The sequence below is a fragment of the Nonomuraea sp. NPDC001831 genome (assembly GCF_042892035.1).
Lineage (GTDB): Bacteria > Actinomycetota > Actinomycetes > Streptosporangiales > Streptosporangiaceae > Nonomuraea.
Genome location: NZ_JBIATU010000012.1, coordinates 32,834 through 51,648, shown reverse-complemented (window position 1 = coordinate 51,648; position 18,815 = coordinate 32,834). Strand labels below are relative to the sequence as shown.

16 protein-coding genes are annotated in these 18,815 nt (G+C 71.9%); 10 read left to right on the top strand and 6 right to left on the bottom strand.

Annotated elements, in window-relative coordinates; translation table 11 throughout:
- Positions 1 to 148: 148 nt before the first annotated feature.
- Positions 149 to 2,353, bottom strand: a complete 2,205-nt coding sequence (locus ACFYYW_RS32650; RefSeq protein ID WP_387654426.1) for a transglycosylase domain-containing protein — start codon at positions 2,351 to 2,353, stop codon at positions 149 to 151.
- A gap of 192 nt (positions 2,354 to 2,545) precedes the next feature.
- Between ACFYYW_RS32650 and ACFYYW_RS32645 the strand changes: the two genes are divergently transcribed.
- The 4 genes from ACFYYW_RS32645 (at position 2,546) to ACFYYW_RS32630 (ending at position 6,643) form a co-directional block, all read left to right on the top strand.
- Positions 2,546 to 3,841, top strand: a complete 1,296-nt coding sequence (locus tag ACFYYW_RS32645; protein ID WP_364412860.1) for a cytochrome P450 — start codon at positions 2,546 to 2,548, stop codon at positions 3,839 to 3,841.
- A gap of 106 nt (positions 3,842 to 3,947) precedes the next feature.
- On the top strand, positions 3,948 to 5,117 hold the full coding sequence (locus ACFYYW_RS32640) for a hypothetical protein (RefSeq protein ID WP_387654422.1): 1,170 nt from the start codon (positions 3,948 to 3,950) through the stop codon (positions 5,115 to 5,117).
- Positions 5,114 to 6,112 (top strand): hypothetical protein, encoded by a 999-nt coding sequence (locus ACFYYW_RS32635; RefSeq protein ID WP_352325283.1) that lies wholly within the window; start codon positions 5,114 to 5,116, stop codon positions 6,110 to 6,112. Before ACFYYW_RS32640 ends, ACFYYW_RS32635 begins: the two co-directional genes overlap by 4 nt.
- A gap of 120 nt (positions 6,113 to 6,232) precedes the next feature.
- Complete coding sequence (locus tag ACFYYW_RS32630; RefSeq protein WP_387654419.1) at positions 6,233 to 6,643, top strand: STAS domain-containing protein; 411 nt, start codon at positions 6,233 to 6,235, stop codon at positions 6,641 to 6,643.
- On the opposite strand, the gene ACFYYW_RS32625 is transcribed toward ACFYYW_RS32630, so the two are convergent.
- The gene (locus ACFYYW_RS32625; protein ID WP_387654416.1) at positions 6,631 to 8,037 is read right to left on the bottom strand and encodes a dihydrolipoyl dehydrogenase family protein; all 1,407 of its coding nucleotides are present in this window, start codon (positions 8,035 to 8,037) and stop codon (positions 6,631 to 6,633) included. The two genes, ACFYYW_RS32630 and ACFYYW_RS32625, sit on opposite strands and share 13 nt — an antisense overlap.
- A gap of 163 nt (positions 8,038 to 8,200) precedes the next feature.
- On the opposite strand from ACFYYW_RS32625, the gene ACFYYW_RS32620 reads away from it, so the two are divergent.
- The 4 genes from ACFYYW_RS32620 (at position 8,201) to ACFYYW_RS32605 (ending at position 12,648) form a co-directional block, all read left to right on the top strand.
- The gene (locus ACFYYW_RS32620) at positions 8,201 to 9,583 is read left to right on the top strand and encodes a hypothetical protein (RefSeq protein ID WP_387654414.1); all 1,383 of its coding nucleotides are present in this window, start codon (positions 8,201 to 8,203) and stop codon (positions 9,581 to 9,583) included.
- Positions 9,580 to 10,674 (top strand): exo-alpha-sialidase, encoded by a 1,095-nt coding sequence (locus ACFYYW_RS32615; RefSeq protein WP_387654411.1) that lies wholly within the window; start codon positions 9,580 to 9,582, stop codon positions 10,672 to 10,674. Before ACFYYW_RS32620 ends, ACFYYW_RS32615 begins: the two co-directional genes overlap by 4 nt.
- 142 nt (positions 10,675 to 10,816) lie before the next feature.
- Positions 10,817 to 11,575 (top strand): IclR family transcriptional regulator, encoded by a 759-nt coding sequence (locus tag ACFYYW_RS32610; protein ID WP_352325277.1) that lies wholly within the window; start codon positions 10,817 to 10,819, stop codon positions 11,573 to 11,575.
- Positions 11,576 to 11,817: 242 nt separating this feature from the next.
- Positions 11,818 to 12,648: an SMP-30/gluconolactonase/LRE family protein gene (locus tag ACFYYW_RS32605; RefSeq protein WP_387654408.1), complete on the top strand. Its 831-nt coding sequence runs from the start codon at positions 11,818 to 11,820 to the stop codon at positions 12,646 to 12,648.
- On the opposite strand, the gene ACFYYW_RS32600 is transcribed toward ACFYYW_RS32605, so the two are convergent.
- The 3 genes from ACFYYW_RS32600 to ACFYYW_RS32590 are packed head-to-tail and all read right to left on the bottom strand — an operon-like array spanning position 12,638 to position 15,653.
- Positions 12,638 to 13,453 (bottom strand): carbohydrate ABC transporter permease, encoded by an 816-nt coding sequence (locus tag ACFYYW_RS32600; RefSeq protein WP_387654405.1) that lies wholly within the window; start codon positions 13,451 to 13,453, stop codon positions 12,638 to 12,640. The genes ACFYYW_RS32605 and ACFYYW_RS32600 overlap by 11 nt on opposite strands.
- Positions 13,450 to 14,370, bottom strand: coding sequence for a carbohydrate ABC transporter permease (locus ACFYYW_RS32595; RefSeq protein WP_387654403.1), 921 nt, complete (start codon positions 14,368 to 14,370; stop codon positions 13,450 to 13,452). The genes ACFYYW_RS32600 and ACFYYW_RS32595 overlap by 4 nt, the downstream gene beginning before the upstream one ends.
- Positions 14,367 to 15,653: an ABC transporter substrate-binding protein gene (locus tag ACFYYW_RS32590; protein ID WP_387654400.1), complete on the bottom strand. Its 1,287-nt coding sequence runs from the start codon at positions 15,651 to 15,653 to the stop codon at positions 14,367 to 14,369. Before ACFYYW_RS32590 ends, ACFYYW_RS32595 begins: the two co-directional genes overlap by 4 nt.
- A gap of 159 nt (positions 15,654 to 15,812) precedes the next feature.
- Here ACFYYW_RS32590 and ACFYYW_RS32585 point away from each other — a divergent pair, with 159 nt between their 5' ends.
- Together ACFYYW_RS32585 and ACFYYW_RS32580 are read left to right on the top strand one after the other, a co-directional pair.
- Entirely contained in the window at positions 15,813 to 16,781 is a 969-nt protein-coding gene (locus ACFYYW_RS32585) for an endo alpha-1,4 polygalactosaminidase (RefSeq protein WP_387654397.1), read from the top strand.
- 200 nt (positions 16,782 to 16,981) lie between these two features.
- Positions 16,982 to 17,746 carry an SDR family NAD(P)-dependent oxidoreductase gene (locus ACFYYW_RS32580; RefSeq protein ID WP_387654394.1) on the top strand — a complete coding sequence of 255 codons (765 nt, stop codon included), beginning with the start codon at positions 16,982 to 16,984 and terminating at the stop codon, positions 17,744 to 17,746.
- On the opposite strand, the gene ACFYYW_RS32575 is transcribed toward ACFYYW_RS32580, so the two are convergent.
- On the bottom strand, positions 17,732 to 18,814 hold the full coding sequence (locus ACFYYW_RS32575; protein ID WP_387654391.1) for an STAS domain-containing protein: 1,083 nt from the start codon (positions 18,812 to 18,814) through the stop codon (positions 17,732 to 17,734). The two genes, ACFYYW_RS32580 and ACFYYW_RS32575, sit on opposite strands and share 15 nt — an antisense overlap.
- Position 18,815 lies beyond the last annotated feature (1 nt).

Here is an 18,815-nt window from a genome sequence, read left to right as displayed (position 1 = left end):
GTGCGTCCGGGTGTGCGGACGCCCGCCGAATCTGCTCAGGTGGGGGCGGTGGTCACCGCCGGAGGTTTTCCCGCCGCAGGTCGATCACGACATATTGCCCGTCCGTAAGGGGTATCCGGGACGCGCCGGATACCCCTGACGCCTGTCTCTAGCGCCTGCCCCGGCCGCGGCCGTGACCGTTGCCGTTGCCGTCGCCGAACTGGTAACCCTGGCCGGGGCCGAAGTCGCCGTCGGGGTTGACGTCGGTGAGGCCCTGGTCCCTGTCGTCGGGCTCCTGCCTGCGGGGGGCGCAGCCCTGGCCGCAGCCGCCGAAGCGGGAGGAGTCGACCGGGGTGAAGGCCGTCGCCGGGGTGCCCTTGAGCGCGGCCTTCATGGTGGCGTTCCAGATCGGGCCGGGGATCGAGGCGCCGAAGACCGAGGGGTAGTACTTGCCGCCGATGGTGATGCTGTTCAGCTTGTGGGTCGTCGAGCCGCGCGGGTCGCCGATGCTGACCGCGCCGGCCAGGTCAGGGGTGAACCCGGCGAACCAGGCGGTGGCCTGGTCGTCGGTGGTGCCGGTCTTGCCCGCCGCCGGACGGCCGATGCCGCCGACCCCTCGCATCGTGCCCTTGGTGAAGACGCCGGACAGGATGTTCGCCGCCGCGTCGGCGACCTCCGGGTCGAACGCCTGCGTGCACTTGGGCTTGTACTCGGTCACCTTGCCGTTGCGGTCGGTGATCTGGGTGATGGCCGTCGGCGGGCAGTACTTGCCGCGCGCGCCGATCGCCGCGTAGGCCGTGGCCACGGTCACCGGGTCCATCTCGTTGATGCCGAGCGTGAACGTCTCGAACTCCTGGAGCTTGCCGCCGTCGGAGCGCTTGATGCCGAGCGACTTGGCGGTCTCGACCACCTTGCAGAGGCCGACCTTCTGCTCCAGCGTCATGAAGAACGTGTTCACCGAGCCCCAGGTGCCGGTGGCCAGCGACTTGAAGCCGCCGCCGCCCTCGTCGTTGGTGACGGTGTGGGTGGGGTCGCCGACGTTCTGGCCCTTGCAGTTCTTGAACGCCCAGTAGTTGGGGGCGGTGTAGCCGCTGCCCACGTTGAAGCCGTCGTTGATCTTCATGCCCTGCTTGAGCGCGGTGAGCAGGGTGAACGTCTTGAACGTGGAGCCGGCCTGGAAGCCGACGCCGCCGCCGTGCACCGCGTCGGCCACCACGTTGTACGACATCTCGTGCTTGCGCCTGGAGTTGCCGTACTTGCGGCTGGCGGCCATGGCCTTGATCTCGCCCGTGCCCGGCTTGACCAGGGCCTCGGAGGCGACCGGGTTGTCGGAGGCGTAGACGTGCTTCTTGATGGCGTCCTCGGCGGCCTTCTGCATCTTCGGGTCGATCGTGGTCTTGATCTCCAGGCCGCCCCGGTTGAGGAACTGGGTGCGGGCCTTCTTGGTCTTGCCGAAGGCCGGGTTGCTGAGGATCTCGTTGCGCACGTACATGCAGAAGTACGGGTACTGGCTGGCGCCGCAGCCGCCCGGCAGCGGGGTGCCCTTGTAGCCGAGCTTCTTGGCCCTGGCCTCCTCGTGCTGCTCAGGAGTGATCTTCTTGAGCTCCAGCATCCGGTCGAGCACCACGTTGCGCCGGTTGAGCAGTTGCGCGCGCGACTCCTTGCCCAGGTTGGGGTCGGTCCGGTTCGGGTCCTGGACCGCGCCGGCCAGCGTGGCCGCCTGGGGGAGCGTCAGCTCGGCCGCCGAGACGCCGAAGAACCGCTTGGCCGCCGCCTCGACGCCGTACGCGCCGGCGCCGAAGTAGGCGATGTTGAGGTACTTGCCGAGGATCTCGTCCTTGCTGTACTTCTCCTCGACCGCCATCGCGTAGCGCAGCTCCTTGAGCTTGCGGGCGTAGCTGGCTTCGAGGGCCGCGTTCTTCTCCTTCTCGGTGGTGGCCGAGTTGAGCAGCACCTGCTTGACGTACTGCTGGGTGATGGAGGAGCCACCCTGGGCGATGCCGCCCCTGCTGAGGTTCTTGGCGAGGGCGCGCACGGTGCCCTCGATGTCGATCGCGCCGTGCTCGTAGAAGCGGTAGTCCTCGATGGAGATGATGGCCGTCTTCATGATGTCGGCCACCTGGTCGAGCGAGACGTTCTCGCGGTACTCCTCGTAGAACTGGGCGATCTGGTTGCCCTTGGCGTCGAGGACGGTCGTCTTCTCGGCGAGCGGCGGTTCTTTGAGGTCTTCCGGTTTGATGTTCAGTTCCTCGGATGCCGAGACGAACATCGCTCCGGTGCCGCCGACCGCCGGCAACGCGATGGCCGCGGCCACCACTCCCGCGGCCATCGCAGCCCCGGTCAGGCGCACGATGCTCGACATTCGGGAACCCATGCGGAAAAACCTCCCCATCTCGGCTTTTGGGTGCATCCTAAACCCGCCCATGACCTGCTCTCCGTAAAAAGACGAAGCACGCGCCGGCGGTGGATGCTTCTACCCCGGGTGAGACGCCGAACCACGGGATTTGGTTCGCCGGGTTTCCCGTCGAATTCGTTTCCTGTGGGTCTGCGGGGATAGGGCGTGGTCATGACTTCTCACCGAGTGTTGCCACGCGAGCAGGCACGGGTCCGTGAGCCGGTCACCGCTCCCCGCCGGAGGCCCGTCCTGGACGACACACTGACGCTGCTGCTCGACCCGTACCGCTTCATCGGCGACCGGGCGCGGCGGCTCGATTCCGACGTCTTCGAGACGCGGCTGCTGCTCCAGCCGACCATCTGCATGACCGGCGCGCAGGCCGCCGAGGTGTTCTACGACCCCGAGCTGTTCGTCCGGGACGGCGCCGCGCCCCGGCGGCTCCAGGCGACGCTGTTCGGCAGGAACGGCGTGCAGGCCCTCGACGGCGAGACCCACCGGGCGCGCAAGGCCATGTTCATGTCGCTGATGGGCCGGGAGGGCCGCGACCGGCTGGCGGAGCTGGCCGGCCGGCGCTGGCGCGAGCGCATCCGCGCCTGGCAGGGCATGCCGCGGGTCGTCCTGTACGAGGAGGTCAGCAGGCTGCTGTGCCAGGCGGTCTGCGACTGGACGGGCGTGCCGCTGCCGCCGGCGCGGGTGCCCGAGGTCACCGCCACCCTCCAGGCGGCCATCGAGGGCGCGGGCGGGCTCGGCCCCCGCTACCTGCGCGGCCGGTACGCCCGGATCAAGGGCGACCTGTGGCTGTCCGGCCTGATCCGCTTCGCCCGCGAGGACCCCGGCCGCTTCGCCGGCACGGTGACCGGCCTGATCGCGGGCTACCGAGACCCCGACGGCACCCTGCTCCCGGCCAGGACCGCGGCCGTCGAGCTGCACAACGTGCTGCGTCCCACGGTGGCGGTGGCCAGGTTCGTGACGTTCGCGGCCATGGCCCTGCACGCCCACCCGGAGTACTACGAGCGCGTCCGCGAGGGCGACGAGCAGTTCGTCGAGCACTTCGTCCAGGAGGTACGCCGGTTCTACCCGTTCTTCCCGTTCGTCGCCGCCAGGGTGGCCAAGCCCTTCACCTGGAACGGCGAGCACTTCCCGCAGGGCCGGCGGACGCTGCTCGACCTGTACGGCATCGACCACGACCCGCGCCTGTGGGACCGCCCAGGCGAGTTCCGCCCGGAACGGTTCGCCGAATGGGACGGCGGCGAGTACGACTTCGTCCCCCAGGGCGGCGGCGACCACTACGAAGGGCACCGGTGCCCCGGCGAATGGATCACCGTGGACCTGATGAAGCTGGCGGTGACCGCGCTGACCCGCTGGATGACCTACGGCGTGCCGGCCCAGGACCTGCGCATGCCGTCGTGGCGCGCCCCGGCCGTCCCCAACAGCCGTTTCGTCATCGACCAGGTCGAGGCCGTCTGAGATTCGGGCAGCGCCGGGCAAAGAAGCGTGTTGTCGCGCGGGTGCGCGCGCGAGGGTCTGGCAACGTTCACCGGGGCGGTTCTTCCTGGCCTTGGTGGAGGATTTCATGCGTCGTGTCGTGGACGACGAGGAGCAGGTCGATCAACTGGTCTCGGCCGCCAGGGCGTACTGGGGGGACAGCGCCGGCGACACGGGTTGCGTGGTGGCCGAGGCGTTCGACGAGGACGTCCGGGCGGTGGTGCGCACCGTCATGGTGGCCAAGGCCGTGTGCGGGCTGCTGTCGGCCCGGCTGGTCGTGCTCACCGACCCGCGGTGGCGGCCGCTGGCCGAGGCGTTCGGGGCCGCCGCCGATCTCGGGCCGCCCGACGCGCTGGTCACCAGCCGGATCGATCCCGGCGTGCGCACCGACATCCCGGTCGTGCACGTGCACGGCACCGGGTCGCTGCAGGCGTACGCGCTCTTCCCGGGTGAGACGCCCGTCTCCTTCGGCGAGGAGCTGCCCGGCCGGGTCGCGGAGTTCTTCGAGCGCCAGATCTGGCCCAACAGGGAGGCGATCCGGCCGAGCGCCGAGCGTACGGCCTGGCGGGCCAAGGAGGGCTACCAGGTCCGCACCGACACCGAACGCCGCCAGCTCCGCCTCTACGGCTGCTCCAGGCTGCGCCTGGACCCCGGCCGGCCCACGATCACGGTGTTCGGCCACATGCCGGGCCGCGACACCGAGCTGTTCCAGGAGACCGAGCGGTACGCGGCCACCGAGGAGTCGGCCAACTGGCTGTTCCTCGACCGCCTGCGCTCCGGCCTGCTGTCGCCGAACATCCTGTGGAGCATGACCGACGTCGCCGTCACGTTCGGCGGCAGCGATCTGCCCGCCTACGGCGTCCCCGTCATCCAGGCCGGCTGGTCGGAGGGCGCCGCCTGCGGGGCCACCCATCTGGCGCGCACGCCGGAGGAGCTGCGCGACCGGCTCGGCGAGGCCGTCGCCGTGCACGGCAAGGCGGAGACGATCCTCGGCCTGGAGCAGCGCGAGCGCGCCCGCCTGTGGTTGTGGCTGCGCCGCTGCGGCGCCGACGTGCCGACCCAGGTCCTGCCGCGCTGGGAGCTCGGCCCCGACTATCCGCGGGCCCTGGCGGTCGCCCTGCGACACGCCGAGCCCGACGGCGACCCGCTCTTCGAGGCGGTGCGCCGCATGTGGGAGCGGCGGGACCCCGTACTCACCCGATTCGACTTCCAGGACCTGGCCAAGACCCCACTGACCCCCGCGAGGAGCGCCCGATGACCGGAACAGGACCCATCACAGAGCTCGACCCGGTGATCCTGCCCGCGATCCCGCCCGTGCACGTGACCAGCGGGCGGTTCCCCGCGCTGCAGGTGATCGACCGGCTGCACCGGGGCAGTCAGATCGTGGGCAGGTTCGAGACGTCCGGGCTGGTCGGCTTCAAGGTGTCCGCGCAGGGACGGCCGCTGCGGGTGCAGATGTCGCTGTCCATGGACGAGCGGTCGGTCAGCGGCTGGCACACCGGCAGGACGGGCCCCGACTTCACGACGCCCCGCTGCGTCCAGATCCGTTCCCAGGGCCGCCTGCGCCAGTGCGTGCTGCTGCGCGGCCGCAACCCGCACGCCCGCGTGGCCTTCGACCTGACCCCCGAGGAGATCCCGGACGACGGGCTGATCTGCGTCGAGGCCCTGGACATCATGGAGGGCGACGGCGTCTGCGACGAGGTGCGCACGTTCCTGTCCGGCCGGGTCCAGGACGACGGGGCGGCCGGGCTGCGGCTGAACAAGATCGTGTTCGAGGAGCCGCCCGAGGTCGACTACGACCCCGACACGCTCGACGGCTCCCGCTGCGAGCTGTCCTCGCTGATCAGCGGCGGCGGCCTGGCCAACGTCAACCGGCAGGGCGTGCGCGTCCTGCGGTCGGGCATGTTCGTGGTCAACCCGGTGCTGCGCGACACGTTCGGGGCCAGCGGGCGGATCACGCTGCGGCTGGGCACGAAGGCGGAGGCGGCCAGCATGATCCCGGCGACCTGGCGGCGGGTCAACAGCGAGCTGCGCTGGCTGCGGCACGCCACCAGGAAGCTCCTCGGCACGGCGGCTCCGACGGTGGAGCGCGTCTACAGCCTCAGGGACGGCGTGGCCGGGCCCTTCGGGCAGACCGTCCACGGGAACGTCACCGAGCTCGTCCTGCCGAGCCCGACGGTCTCGCCGTTCCTCGTGGTGATCGAGCGGGTGCCGGGCGTGCTGCCGACGCTGGAGTCCGGCACCTCGGACTAGCGGGGGCGCCGGCTCCCTCGGCCGCGCGACCTGCGAGAGCCCGCCGTTTCGACGGGAAACTGGTGATCACCTGTGATAACGCCGTTCTGAGGGCAGTTGTCATGGGTGGGCGGGAACGGTTTGAGCATCGAGACGATCCGGCATCAGCAGTGCACCGTCATGCGCGCCACGGGCGAGCTCGACCACGCGGGACGGGTCAGGTTCAGCGCCCACGTCAACACGGTGTGGGACTGGTCGCCCGGACCCGTCCTCGTCTTCGACCTGGCCGACCTGGTCTTCTACGACTCCTCCGCCATCGGCGTGCTGGCCACGGCGATCCAGCGGATGGAGGCGGAGCCGGGCGGCCGGATCATCGTGGTCAGACCGTCCGACCACCTGCTGTCGGTGCTGCGGCTGACGGGCCTGCTGCCCCACGTCGAGCTGCGCGGCAGCGTCGAGGAGACCGTGGCGGAGCTGACGGTGGGCGCCGTCCCGCCGCCCGTCCCCCCGACCTGGTCCGGGGGGACGTCGGACGTCGCCTACAACCCGTAGGTCTCCAGCAGCCGCAGCCAGATCTCGCTCACGGTCGGGAACGACGGCACGGCGTGCCACAGCCGGTCGAGCGGCACCTCGCCGGTGACCGCGATCGTGGCGGCGTGCAGCAGCTCGCCGACGCCCGGACCGGCGAAGGTGACGCCGAGCAGCACCTTCCTGTCCTCGTCCACCACGGCCTTGGCGTGCCCCCGGTAGCCGTCGCCCAGCAGGTACGCGCCCGAGACCGAGCCGAGGTCGTACTCCACCGCGCGCACCCGGAAGCCGGCCTCCCTGGCCTCGGCCTCCGTACGGCCGACCGCGCAGACCTGCGGGTCGGTGAAGACCACCTGCGGCGCGCCGAAGCCGTCGGCCAGGTCGCGCATGGCGGGCAGGTCGTCTCCGTGCGCCCGCGCCGCGATCACGTCGCCGCAGATCCTGGCCTGGTACTTGCCCATGTGGGTGAGCAGCGCGCGGCCGTTGACGTCGCCGACGGCGTAGAGCCAGCCGCCCGGCACGCCGGTGGCCCGCATGCTGTCGTCGACCTCGACGGGCGCGTCGTCGGGCAGGCCGACCGTGTCCAGCCCGATCCCGCGCGTGGCGACCTTGCGGCCGGTGGCCACCAGCAGCTCGTCGGCCTCCAGCGGCGGGCCCTCCGACAGGTGCACGGTCACCTTGCCGCCCGGCTCGGGCCGCTCGACCCTGACCACGTCGGTGTGCAGGCGCACGTCGATGCCCGCCTCGGCGAACGACCGGGCCACCAGCTCGCCCGCGAACGGCTCGATCCTGGCCAGCAGCCCGCCGCCGCGCACCAGCACGGTCGTCTGCCGCGCGCCAAGCCCGTGCATGGCCTGCGCCATCTCGCAGGCGACCACGCCGCCGCCGATCACCACCAGGCGTTCGGGCACCTTCGTCGCGGCGGTGACCTCGTGGCTGGTCCACGGCTTCGCCTCGGCCATGCCGGGCACCGGCGGGACCGCCGCCGTGCTGCCGGTGGCGAGCACGACCGCCTGCCGGGCCGTGAGCACCCGCTCGCCGCCGTCGGGGGTCGTGACGACCACCCGCCGCTCGCCGTCGAGCCGCCCCCTGCCGCGGACGAACTCCGCCGGCACGCCCTCGACCCAGCCCACCTGGCCTGAGTCGTCGTAGCGCGAGACCGCCTCGTCGCGCCGGGCGAGCACCGCGGCCACGTCGATCGGCCCGAGCGAGAGCCCCGGCACCCGGGACACCTCGCCGGCCAGGTCGACCGGACGCAGCAGCGCCTTGCTCGGGATGCACGCCCAGTAGGAGCACTCGCCGCCGGCCAGCCGCTCCTCGACGATCGCGGCGCTCAGCCCGCCGCGCACCGCCCGCGCGACGACGTTCTCGCCCGCCGGGCCGGCCCCGATCACGATGACGTCGAACTCCTCAGCCACGCTGCCTCCCCACACTCGTCTTCGATTCGCACTCTTTCATGCCCTGCTCGCGCCGCCCGAGGTGGCCACGGGCGTGAACCCTTTCGGCCCGCGACGGAGAGACCGGGTAGATGCCCGCGCCGTCCGGGGGAGCCCGCTCGGCACTCCCATGAAGGAGCTCCCCATGCCGGCGCCGTCTCCTGTGTTCGTGCTGCCCGGAAACGCCCTGGGGCGGCATCGGGCGCTGCTGGTCGCGCTGGTGCCCGCCGTCGCGCTGCGGCTGCTCGCGATGGCGGGGTACCGGCCCGCGCTGTGGTTCTGGGCGGACTCGTTCTCCTATCTGGAGGCCGCGGCCGACCCCGTGCCCGGGGCGTTCCGGCCGCTCGGGTACTCGCTCTTCCTGGCCGCGCTCGGGCCCGGCAAGAGCCTGGCGCTGGTGGCCGCCGTGCAGCACGCGTCGGGGCTGGCGCTCGCCGTGGCCGTCTACGCCCTGCTGCGGCGGCGTGGCCTGCCCGGCTGGGGCGCGACGGCCGCCGTCGCGCCGCTGCTGTACGACGAGTTCCTGATCCTGCTGGAACACATGATCATGGCGGACGCGCTGTTCACCGTGCTGGTCACGGCCGGGATTCTCGCCCTGTCGGGCCGGCTCACCCCGGTCACGGCGGCCGCCGGCGGCGTGCTGCTCGGCCTGGCCGCCGTCACCCGCACGATCGGGGTGGCCGTCCTCGTGGTGGCGGCCGCCTGCCTGCTGCTGCGCCGTCCCGGGCCGCGCGCGCTGCTCTGCCTGGTCCTGGCGGGCGCGGCGCCGCTGCTCGGGTACGCCTCCTGGATGTGGTCCACCAGCGGCACCTTCGGCCTGACCAGGGCCGACGGCCTGTTCCTGTGGGCCCGCACGATGACCTTCGCCGACTGCTCGGTCATCAGGCCGGAGCCCGAGCTGGCCCCCCTCTGCCCGAGGACGCCGGTGGCCGGGCGGCCCTCTCCCGCCCACTGGATGTGGGGGCCCACCCTGGCCGCCGTCCCCGGCGACCGGAACGTGCTGGCCGGCCGCTTCGCCCGCGAGGCCGTCCTCGCCCAGCCCGGCGACTACCTGGCCGCCGTCGGGCGCGACCTGCGGTGGCTGCTGCGCTGGGAGCGCACCACGGCCAGGAAGGCGTCGGACAGGAAGACCAATCCGTACTGGTTCCCCTACGAGGAGCGCCCGCTGCGCGCGTCCGTACGGCGGATCGCCGGGGCGTACGAGGGCGGGCCGGCGGACACGCGGATCGTCGAGCCCTACGCGGGCTGGCTGCGGGCCTACCAGCGCTTCGGCTACCTGCCGTACCCGGTGCTCGTGGCGCTGCTCGGGGGCGCGCTCGCGGTCGCCGCCGTACGGCGGCGGCCGGACGCGCTGCTGCCCGGCGTGGCCGCCGCCGTGCTGGTCGTGGGGCCGTCCTTCCTGAGCGGGTACGACGTGCGGTACGTCGTGCCGGCTCTCCCCCTGGCCTGCCTGGCCGCCGGGCTGGCACCGGGACGTCCGCCGGAGGTCGGGAGACGTTCACCTGCGGGGCCTAGCGTTCGCGCATGACTGCTTACCCCACGTCCGTGGTGTACCGGGCGGCGACCGAGGGTTATCACACCTTCCGCATCCCGGCGGTCGTGGTGACCGGGGCCGGGACGCTCCTCGCCTTCGCCGAGGGGCGGCGCGGGTCCGCCGGTGACTCGGGGCACATCGACCTGGTGCTCAGGCGGTCCTCCGACGGCGGCCTGACGTGGGGCCCACTCCAGGTGGTCGCCACGGAACCGAACCGCGGCGCGGTGGGCAACCCCGCGCCCGTGGTGCTGGACGACGGCCGGATCCTGCTCGTCACGGTCCGGCAGGGCCCGGCGGCGACGGAGGCGAAGATCAGGCGCGGCCAGGTGCCGGCGGCCGCGGCGCGGCGGGTGTTCGTCCAGGTCAGCGCGGACGACGGGGTCAGCTGGCCGGCCCCGCGCGAGATCACCGCCCAGGTCAGGCGCCCCGAGTGGCGCTGGTACGCCACCGGCCCCGGGCACGCCGTCCGGCTCCGGAGCGGGCGCGTCGTGGTGCCGGGCAACCACTCCCTGCCCCCGTCCGGCTCGGACGACGGCACCGAGGGACGGTACGACGGCGGCCACGCGCTGCTCAGCGACGACGGCGGCCGTACCTGGCGCATCGGCTACGTGGACGACAACCCCGACGGCTACGTCAACGTCAACGAGACCACCGCGACCGAGCTGCCCGACGGCCGCCTCTACCTCAACGCCAGGACGGACTCCGCCGCGCCGGGCACCCGCGCCGACGCCTGCTCCTCCGACGGCGGGCAGCGGCTGGACCTGCCCTTCCGCCCGCAGGCCGGGCTGGTGGGGCCGGTGGTGGAGGGCAGCGTGCTGTGGTGCGAGCCGCCCGGCGTGCTGCTGTTCTCCGGCCCGGCCGCGCCCGACGCGCGGGCTCTGATGACGGTACGGGCCAGCACCGACGCCGGGGTCACCTGGCATACCGTGCACACCGTGTCGGGCCTGCCCGCCGCCTACTCCGACCTGGTCAGGGTGGACGACGACACGGTGGGGCTGCTGTTCGAGACCGGCGACTTCGGGCCGTACGAGACCATCGCCTTCCGGCGCATCCCGCTCGCCGGGCTCGACCCCCGCCGGGCGTAGCCGCCCGTTCCTTTCCCGCGGCTCTGTGCTGACACAGGGCTGTGCTGACTACGCTGAGACGACCACTGTGCGACCGCGTGTGCGGAGTGTTCCGTATTACGCGCTAGCATTCCGATCAGCGGAACAGGCGAGGGAGAGTTCAGTGGCTGAGACCCAGTCCCCTGTGGGGAGCGTCGATCGTGCCCTGCTGATCCTGCAGGAGATCGGGAGGCACAGCAGGGGAGTGACGCTCGACGAGCTGGCCACCAGGCTGCGGCTGCCGAAGAGCTCGCTGCACCGTCTGCTCGGCGCGCTGAAGCACCGGGGCTTCGCGGCCCAGCCGGAGCCGAGCGGGCCGTACTTCCTCGGCACCGAGATGCTGGCCACGGCCTTCCGGTTCTACGAGACGATGGATCTGCGCACGCTCGTCCGGCCGCTGCTGCTGCGGCTGAGCGAGGAGTTCTCCGAGACCGTGCACATGGCCATGCTCGACGGCGGCGAGGTCGTCTACCTGGACAAGGTCGAGGCGGTCCGGTCGATCACCATGACCTCGGTGGTCGGCGGGCGCAACGCGGCCCACTGCACGGGCGTGGGCAAGGCGCTGCTGGCCTGGACGTACCCCACGGACGAGGCGGTCAGGGCGTGGGCCGAGCGCTACGGGCCGCTGTCGGCCAGGACCAGGAACACGATCACGAACCCCGCCAAGCTGGCCACCCACCTCGACCAGGTCAGGCAGCGGGGGTACGCGCTCGACCTGGAGGAGAACGAGCCGGGGGTGCGGTGCGTGGCGGCGCCGGTCTTCCTGGGCAAGACCGCGCCGGTGGCGGCGGTGAGCGTGACCGCGATCAAGGACCGCATGTCCGTCGCCCGCCTCGAAGAGGTCGGCCTCGGCCTCCGCCGCGCCATCTCCGCCCAGGTCTGACCCCACCCACAAGCCTCCGCCCCCGCGCCGCCTCCGCCCCTGCCTCCGTCCCCGCGCCGTCCCCGCGCCGTCCCCGCGCCGTCCCCGCGCCGTCCCCGCGCCCGCACCTGCGCCGCCCCCAGCCCCCCGCATCGGGCGGTGGCGCCCGCTCCTCCCCCCTCTCCCCAAAGGGACCTCAACCGGCTACGGTCAGATGGAATGCGGAACAGCATTCCGTATCACGGACCAAAGGACGCGTAGGCATGAAGCTGGAGAAGGTCCCCGTCCCCCGGGCCGCCCTCGCGGAGGGCCCGAGGTGGGACGCCGCCACGGGCACCCTGCTGTGGGTCGACATCCCCGCCGGCCACGTGCACCGGCTCGACCCGGCCGGCGACGAGCGGGAGACGATCGAGCTGGGCCGGCCGGTCGGCGTCGCCGTGCCGCACGCCTCCGGCGGCCTCATGCTGGCCCTCGGGAACGGCTTCGCCCGCCACGCGGACGGCCGCACCGAACTGGTCGCCCGGCCGCCCGAGCCCGCGGGCAACCGGATGAACGACGGCGCCTGCGACCGCGCGGGCCGCTTCTTCGCCGGCACCAAGGCCGAGGACGACACCCCCGGCGCGGGCTCGCTCTACCGCCTGAGCCAGGACCGTACGTGCGACAAGGTGCTGGACGGCGTCACGATCTCGAACGGCGTCGGCTGGAGCCCCGACGAGCGCCTGATGTACTACGTGGACACCGCGACCGACCGGATCGACGTCTTCGACTACGACCCGGCGACCGGCACGCTCGACGGCCGCCGGGAGTTCGCCGCCCTGCCGAGCCCCGACGGCCTGACCGTGGACGCCGCCGGCCACGTGTGGGTCGCGCTGTGGGGCGGCGCGGCGGTCGTGCGGCTGCGGCCGGACGGGCGTACGGACCTCACCGTGGAGGTCCCCGCGGCCAACGTGACGAGCTGCGCCTTCGGCGGCCCCGACCTCGACGTGCTCTACGTGACCACCGCCTGGGACGGCGCCGCCGGCGGGGAGCTGTGGCGCTGCCGCACCCCCCACACCGGCCTGCCCGCCAACCCCTACCGCGGCCTCACCCCTTGACCGCCCCGGTCAGCGCCTGCACGAACCGGCGCTGCCCGAACAGGAACACGGCCAGCACCGGCAGGGTGGTCAGCACCGTGCCCGCCATGATCGCGGGCCAGTCGGCCCGGTGCTGGCCCTGGAACGTGGTCAGCCCCGCCTGCACGGTGTAGTTCGCCTCGGAGTTGATCACCACCAGCGGCCAGAAGAGGTCGTTCCAGGCCGTGATGAACGTGATCACGGCGAGCGCCGCCAGCGCCGGCTTGGCGACCGGCAGCACCACCCGGAAGAACAGCGCGACCCGCGAGCACCCGTCGATCCGCGCCGCCTCCTCCAGCTCCCTCGGGAAGGACTGGAAGAACGACGTCATCAGGTAGATCCCGACCGACGAGCTGAGCTGCGGAACGACCAGCGCCCCGAGCGTGTCCACCAGCCCGGCCTGGCTGAACATCAGGAACGTCGGGATCACGGTGAGCTGGAACGGGATCAGCGCGGTCGCGATGATCAGGACCAGCGTCAGCCGGGAGCCGATGAAGCGGATCCGGGCGAAGGCGTACCCGGCCATGCTGCAGAGCACGACCTGCGCCGCCACGATGGCGCTGGACACCAGCACGCTGTTGAGGAACCAGCGGGGGAAGTCGGAGCGCTCCATGACCGTGCGGTAGCCGCCGAGGTCGACGCCCTCCGGCAGGATCGGCGGCGGGAACCTGTTCAGCTCGGCCTGCGTCATGACCGAGCTGAGCACCAGCCACACGAACGGCAGCAGCGTCACCACCGACATCGGCGCGAGCACCAGGTGCCACTTGCTGGGCAGGCGTCGCCTCATCGCCCGGCCCCTCTCCGCCGCGCGACCACCAGGCCCGCGACGATCAGCAGCAGCGTCCCGGCGAACAGCGTGTACGCCACGGCCGCGCCGTACCCGGCGGCCGAGTAGCGGAAGGCGAGCTGCCAGACGTAGTAGACGATGGTCACGGTCGCGCTGGCCGGGCCGCCCTGGGTGGTGGTCATGACCAGGTCGAAGAACTGCAGCGCGTCGATCACGCCCCAGACCGCGAGGAAGACCGTGATCGGCCGTACGGACGGGACGATGATGTGCCGGAACGTGGCCCACCGCCCCGCGCCGTCGATGGAGGCGGCCTCCAGCACCGACTTGTCGATCTCCTGGATGGCCGCCAGGTAGATCACCACGGCGAAGCCGAACCGGGTCCAGAAGAAGATCAGCGTGAGCACGTACATGGCCTGCGACGGGCTGCTCAGGAAGCCCTGGAGCGGCAGGCCGAGCCGGCCGAGCACGCCGTTCATCAGGCCGAAGTCGCGGTCGAAGATGTAGCCCATGAGCAGGCCGGCGGAGGTGGCCGAGGCCACGTACGGGACCAGGAAGGCGGTCCGGTAGAAGCCGATCCCGCGCACCTTCCTGTTCAGCAGCACCGCCACCACCAGGCCGAAGACCAGCGAGGCGGGGATGTAGAGCACCAGCAGCAGCCCGGTGTTGCGCACCGCCTGGAAGAACACCGGGTCCTGGAACAGCGCCCGGTAGTTGTCCAGGCCGACGTTCTCGGGCGTCTTCATCAGGTCGGAGTCGGTGAACGACAACGCCAGCGCCCACGCCATCGGCACCAGCGCGAACCCGAGGATGATCAGCGTGGCGGGGCCCGCGAACGACCAGCCCGCGACGTGGTCGCCGAGCCCGCGGGTCCTCCTGGCGTGCCGGGCGGCGGGCGCGCCGACGGCGGCGCTGCTCATGAGCCCGGCACCGCCAGCACCGCGTCGGACTTGGCCGCGGCCTCGTCCAGGGCGGTCTTGGCGTCGGCCTTGCCCAGCAGCGCCTGCGCGATGGCCTCGGCGACGAAGGACGACACGCGGGGGTACTTGGTGGTGGGCGGCCTGACCCGCTTGGCGTTGGCCAGGTTCTGGGAGATCACCTCGATGCCCGGATATCTCTTCAGATAGTCCTGGTAGCCGGGCAGCTTGGTGATCGACTCCCTGATGGGCAGCGAGCCCGTGTCGGTCATCCACACGAGCTGCTGCTCCGCGGCCGTCAGCCAGCTCAGGAACGTGGTCGCCGCCTTGACGCGGCGCTCGTCGTGCTCGAACACCACCCAGTTGTCCGGGCCGGAGACGGTCTCGTGGTTGCCGTTCGTGCCGGGCAGCCGCGCGACGCCGTAGTCCACCTTGGCCGCCTGGAGGTCGGGCAGCACCCAGGGGCCGGACAGGAACATGGCCAGCCGTCCGGACTCGAACAGCTTCTGGCCCTTCTCGGCCGGGCTGGAGTCGAGATAGACCGACTTGTCGTCCACGGCCATGCTCCGGACCAGGCCGAGCGCCTGCTGCCCGGCCGCGGAGTCGAACGCGGACTTCTTGTGGTCGGGGGTGAGGATGTCGCCGCCCGCCTGCCACAGCAGCGGCCAGAGCCCCCAGACGGCCTCCTCGCCGCCGCTGATCGCCCAGGTCGTGCCGAAGACGCCCTTCTGCGGGTCGGTGGTCCTCCTGGCGATGTCGCGGAAGTCGTCCCAGGTCCAGTCGGGGCCGGGGGCCTTGACACCCGCCTTGGCCAGCAGCTTCTTGTTGTAGAGGACCACCATGTTGTCCACCACGGCGGGGAAGCCGATGACCTTGCCCTGGACGGTGACCGCCTCGCGCTCGTTGGCCCAGAAGTCGTCCCAGCCGACGGCCGGGTCCTTGACCCGGGAGGTGAGGTCGGCGGTCTTGGGGTTCCTGGCCACGTTGGGGGCCCAGGAGCCGTACAGGTAGGCGATGTCGGGGTAGGCGTCCGAGGTGAGCGCGGCAGTGATCTTGGGTAGCATGCCGTCTGCGGTCGCGCCGCCGGACTCGGTGCCGACCTTGATGTCGGGGTGACTCTGGTTGAACCGGGCGACCAGCTTCTCGATCGACTTCGCCGAGGTGTCCTCCTGGCCGTGCCAGATGGTGATCTCGACCGGGCCGTCCGCCCGTTCCTGTCCACCGCCGCCGCAGCTCGCCGCGGCCAGAGCCAGGGCGATGACGGCCGGCGTCGTACGGGGCCTCATCGGGCGGTCTCACGGATGTGGTGAATGAGTCGTGCCATGGGGTTCCCTCCACAGAGCACGGCGGGCGTGGCGGCCCGCTGCGTGCGGCGAGTATAGTCACGCATCCACAATGCAGACTAGAGTTCCACTAGGCGGAATGAGGGTGCGAACGTGCGAACCATGACTCTCTTGGCCCGGCTGACCGCGGTCGCGGCACTGAGCTGCGCGCCGCTCGCGGCGCTCGCCGCACCGGCCACGGCGCAGACGGCGCAGACGGCGGGAGCGGCCGGGGCGACGCAGGCGGGGCCATGGAAGCCGCCGCTGCAGAGCCGCTGGCAGTACCAGCTCCAGGGCAACGCCAAGTACGCCGCCACCGGGGGCGTCAACGTCGACATCTGCGTGGTCCCCCAGTCGGGCGGCGCCTGCGTCCGGCCGGCGGTGTTCGACATCGACCTCTACGCCGACGGCGACGTGGTGGGCAACAACACCACGCTCAACACCGCGGCGGTGAAGGCCGTCCACGCGCGCGGCGCGAAGGCCGTCTGCTACGTCGACGCCGGCTCGATCGAGGAGTACCGGCCCGACTACCAGCAGTTCGTCGCCTGGCACAAGAGCCACGGCAACTCCCTGCTCGGCAAGCCGTTCAGCGCCGAGTTCCCCAACGAGCGCTGGGCCAACATCAACAACGACCAGGGCCAGCGGGACTTCCTGCTGAAGATGATGGAGGCCCGGGTCGACAAGTGCGCCCAGGCCGGCTTCGACGGGGTCGAGTTCGACGTCGTCAACGCCCACGAGGAGGGCAAGTCGGTCACCGGCTGGACCGTCAGCCCCGCCACCCAGCTCGCCTACAACAGGGCGCTGGCCGACCTGGCCCACCGCAAGGGCCTGTCCGCGGCGCTGAAGAACGACCTCAGCCAGGCGGCCGAGCTGGTGTCCAGCTTCGACTACGCCGTCAACGAGGAGTGCTTCCAGTACGACGAGTGCGCCGAGTTGAGCGTCTTCGTCAAGGCGGGCAAGCCGGTGTTCCAGGTCGAGTACGAGACGGCGCCGTCGTCCTTCTGCCCGAAGGCGGCCAAGCTCGGCATCAACGCGATCAAGAAGGCCGTGGACTACTCGCTGAAGGACACGCCGTACAAGCCGTGCAAGTGACAGGGGTTCCGTCCGTCACGGGTTAGGGGCCTCGGCGGGGGTGTCACGGTCGTCCGGCCGTGACACCCGCACCTGATGTCGTCACAGCATGTGCTCGGGTTCCGTACAACGGAATGTCGGTGCAGGATACGGAATCGATGGCTTGACGGGCAGATCACCACAGGTCTGCGCGTCGCGGTGCGGTGAGGAAGGACGGCGTCATGCGCGGACTGGCCGGCAAGCGGGTGCTGATCAGCGGGGGCAGCAGCGGCATCGGAGCCGCCACCGCCCGCAGGTTCCTGGAGGAGGGCTCGCGGGTGGTGCTCACCGGGCTGGACGGCGACGAGGTCGAGCGCACCGTCGCCGAGCTCGCGCCGCTCGGCGAGGTGGGCGGGCTGAGCGGCGACGTCAGCTCGCAGGACGACGTCGCACGGCTGGCCGCCGGCGCGATCGAGGCCATGGGCGGCCTGGACGTGCTGGTCAACAACGCCGGAACGGCCTGGCGGGAGCCGTTCCTGGAGATCACCCCCGACCACTGGGACCGGATCATCTCGGTGAACCTGCGCGGCATGTTCCTGATGGCCCAGACCGTCGCCCGCCACCTGGTGGAACAGGGGACGGGCGGCGTGATACTCAACATGTCCTCGACCAACGGCCTCGGCGGCGAGGCCGACTACGCCCACTACAACGCCTCCAAGGGCGGCGTGCTGCTGCTGACCAAGACCATGGCCGTCGAGCTCGGCAGGCACGGCATCCGGGTCAACGCCCTGTGCCCCGGCTACATCCGCACCCCGCTGAACGCCTCGATCTCGTCGGGGCTCGCCGACGACTTCGTCTCCGCCTACGAACGCGACCACATCCCGCTGGGCCGGGCCGGGCTCGCCGAGGAGGTCGCCGCCGCCTACGCCTTCCTCGCCTCGGACGACGCCGCGTTCGTGCACGGCACCGAGCTGGTGATCGACGGCGGTCAGCTAGCGATCATGTGAGTCGCCGGGGCGCGGCACCTTCATGGCGATGATCAGGCCCTGCCCGGAGTCGTCGCCGGGACGCAGGCGGGACAGCTCGACGGTGAGCTGCGTCGGCCGTCCCCGGCCGTTGACCGCGTCGAGCGCGACCGTCCTGGCTCCGGCGCGAGCCGTGCCCCCGGCCGGCGTGTCGCGCACGAGCGGGACGATCCGCTCCACCGGCAACCCCGTGCCCAGCGAGGCCAGCGGACGGCCCACCGCCTCCCCGGCCCGCACCCCCCACAACTCCTCGGCCCCCGCCCCCCAGATGAGCACCCGCATGTCGGCGTCGAGCACCACCGCCGCGTCGCCCAGCCCGTGGACCAGCGAGGCGGTGATCCGTGCGACCTCGTCGAGCTCGGCCGTGCGGGCGACCAGCGCGTCGTTGGCGCGGCGCAGCTCGGCGGCGCGGGCGGTGAGCGCGTCGTGGGCGTGGCGCAGTTCGGCGTTGGCCGAGCGCAGCTCCTCGTTCGCGCGCAGCAGCTCGGCGTTGGCCGAACGCAGCCGGCCGACGATCGCGGACCAGCGATCGGGCGGCGGCAGGTTCTCCTGGCGGTCGGGGGTGATGGGCGTCTCGTCCCGTTGCGGCCGGAGCCGGCGGGTGCCGTGGTGCTCGGAGCGGGGGCCGCGGGCCCGGCGGAAGCAGGCCAGGTGGCGGCTGACCGGCCTGGGCGGGCCGGTCTGCTCGTAGATCTCGACGCCGGTCCCGGCTAGGGCGTCGGGCATCGTGCTGAACAGGGGGATCGCGGTGCCGCCGTGCTCGGTCATGAGCGCGATGAGGCGGCACAGCGCGGGCTGGGCCTCGGCGACGGCCAGGTGGCCGCCCTTCTCCTGCATGGCCCGGTGGGTGATCGCGAGCTGTTCGAGGCCGTTGAGGTCGCAGAACCAGAGGTCGCCCGCCGCGACGATCACGTGCTTCACCCGCGAGCGCGGCAGGGGGTCGAGGAAGGCGGCCAGGATGGGGCTGGTCGTCGAGTCGAGCTCGCCCGCCAGGGCGACCACCAGGGTGGTGTCGCCCACGGGCACGAGCCGTACGGAGAGCTGCATCATC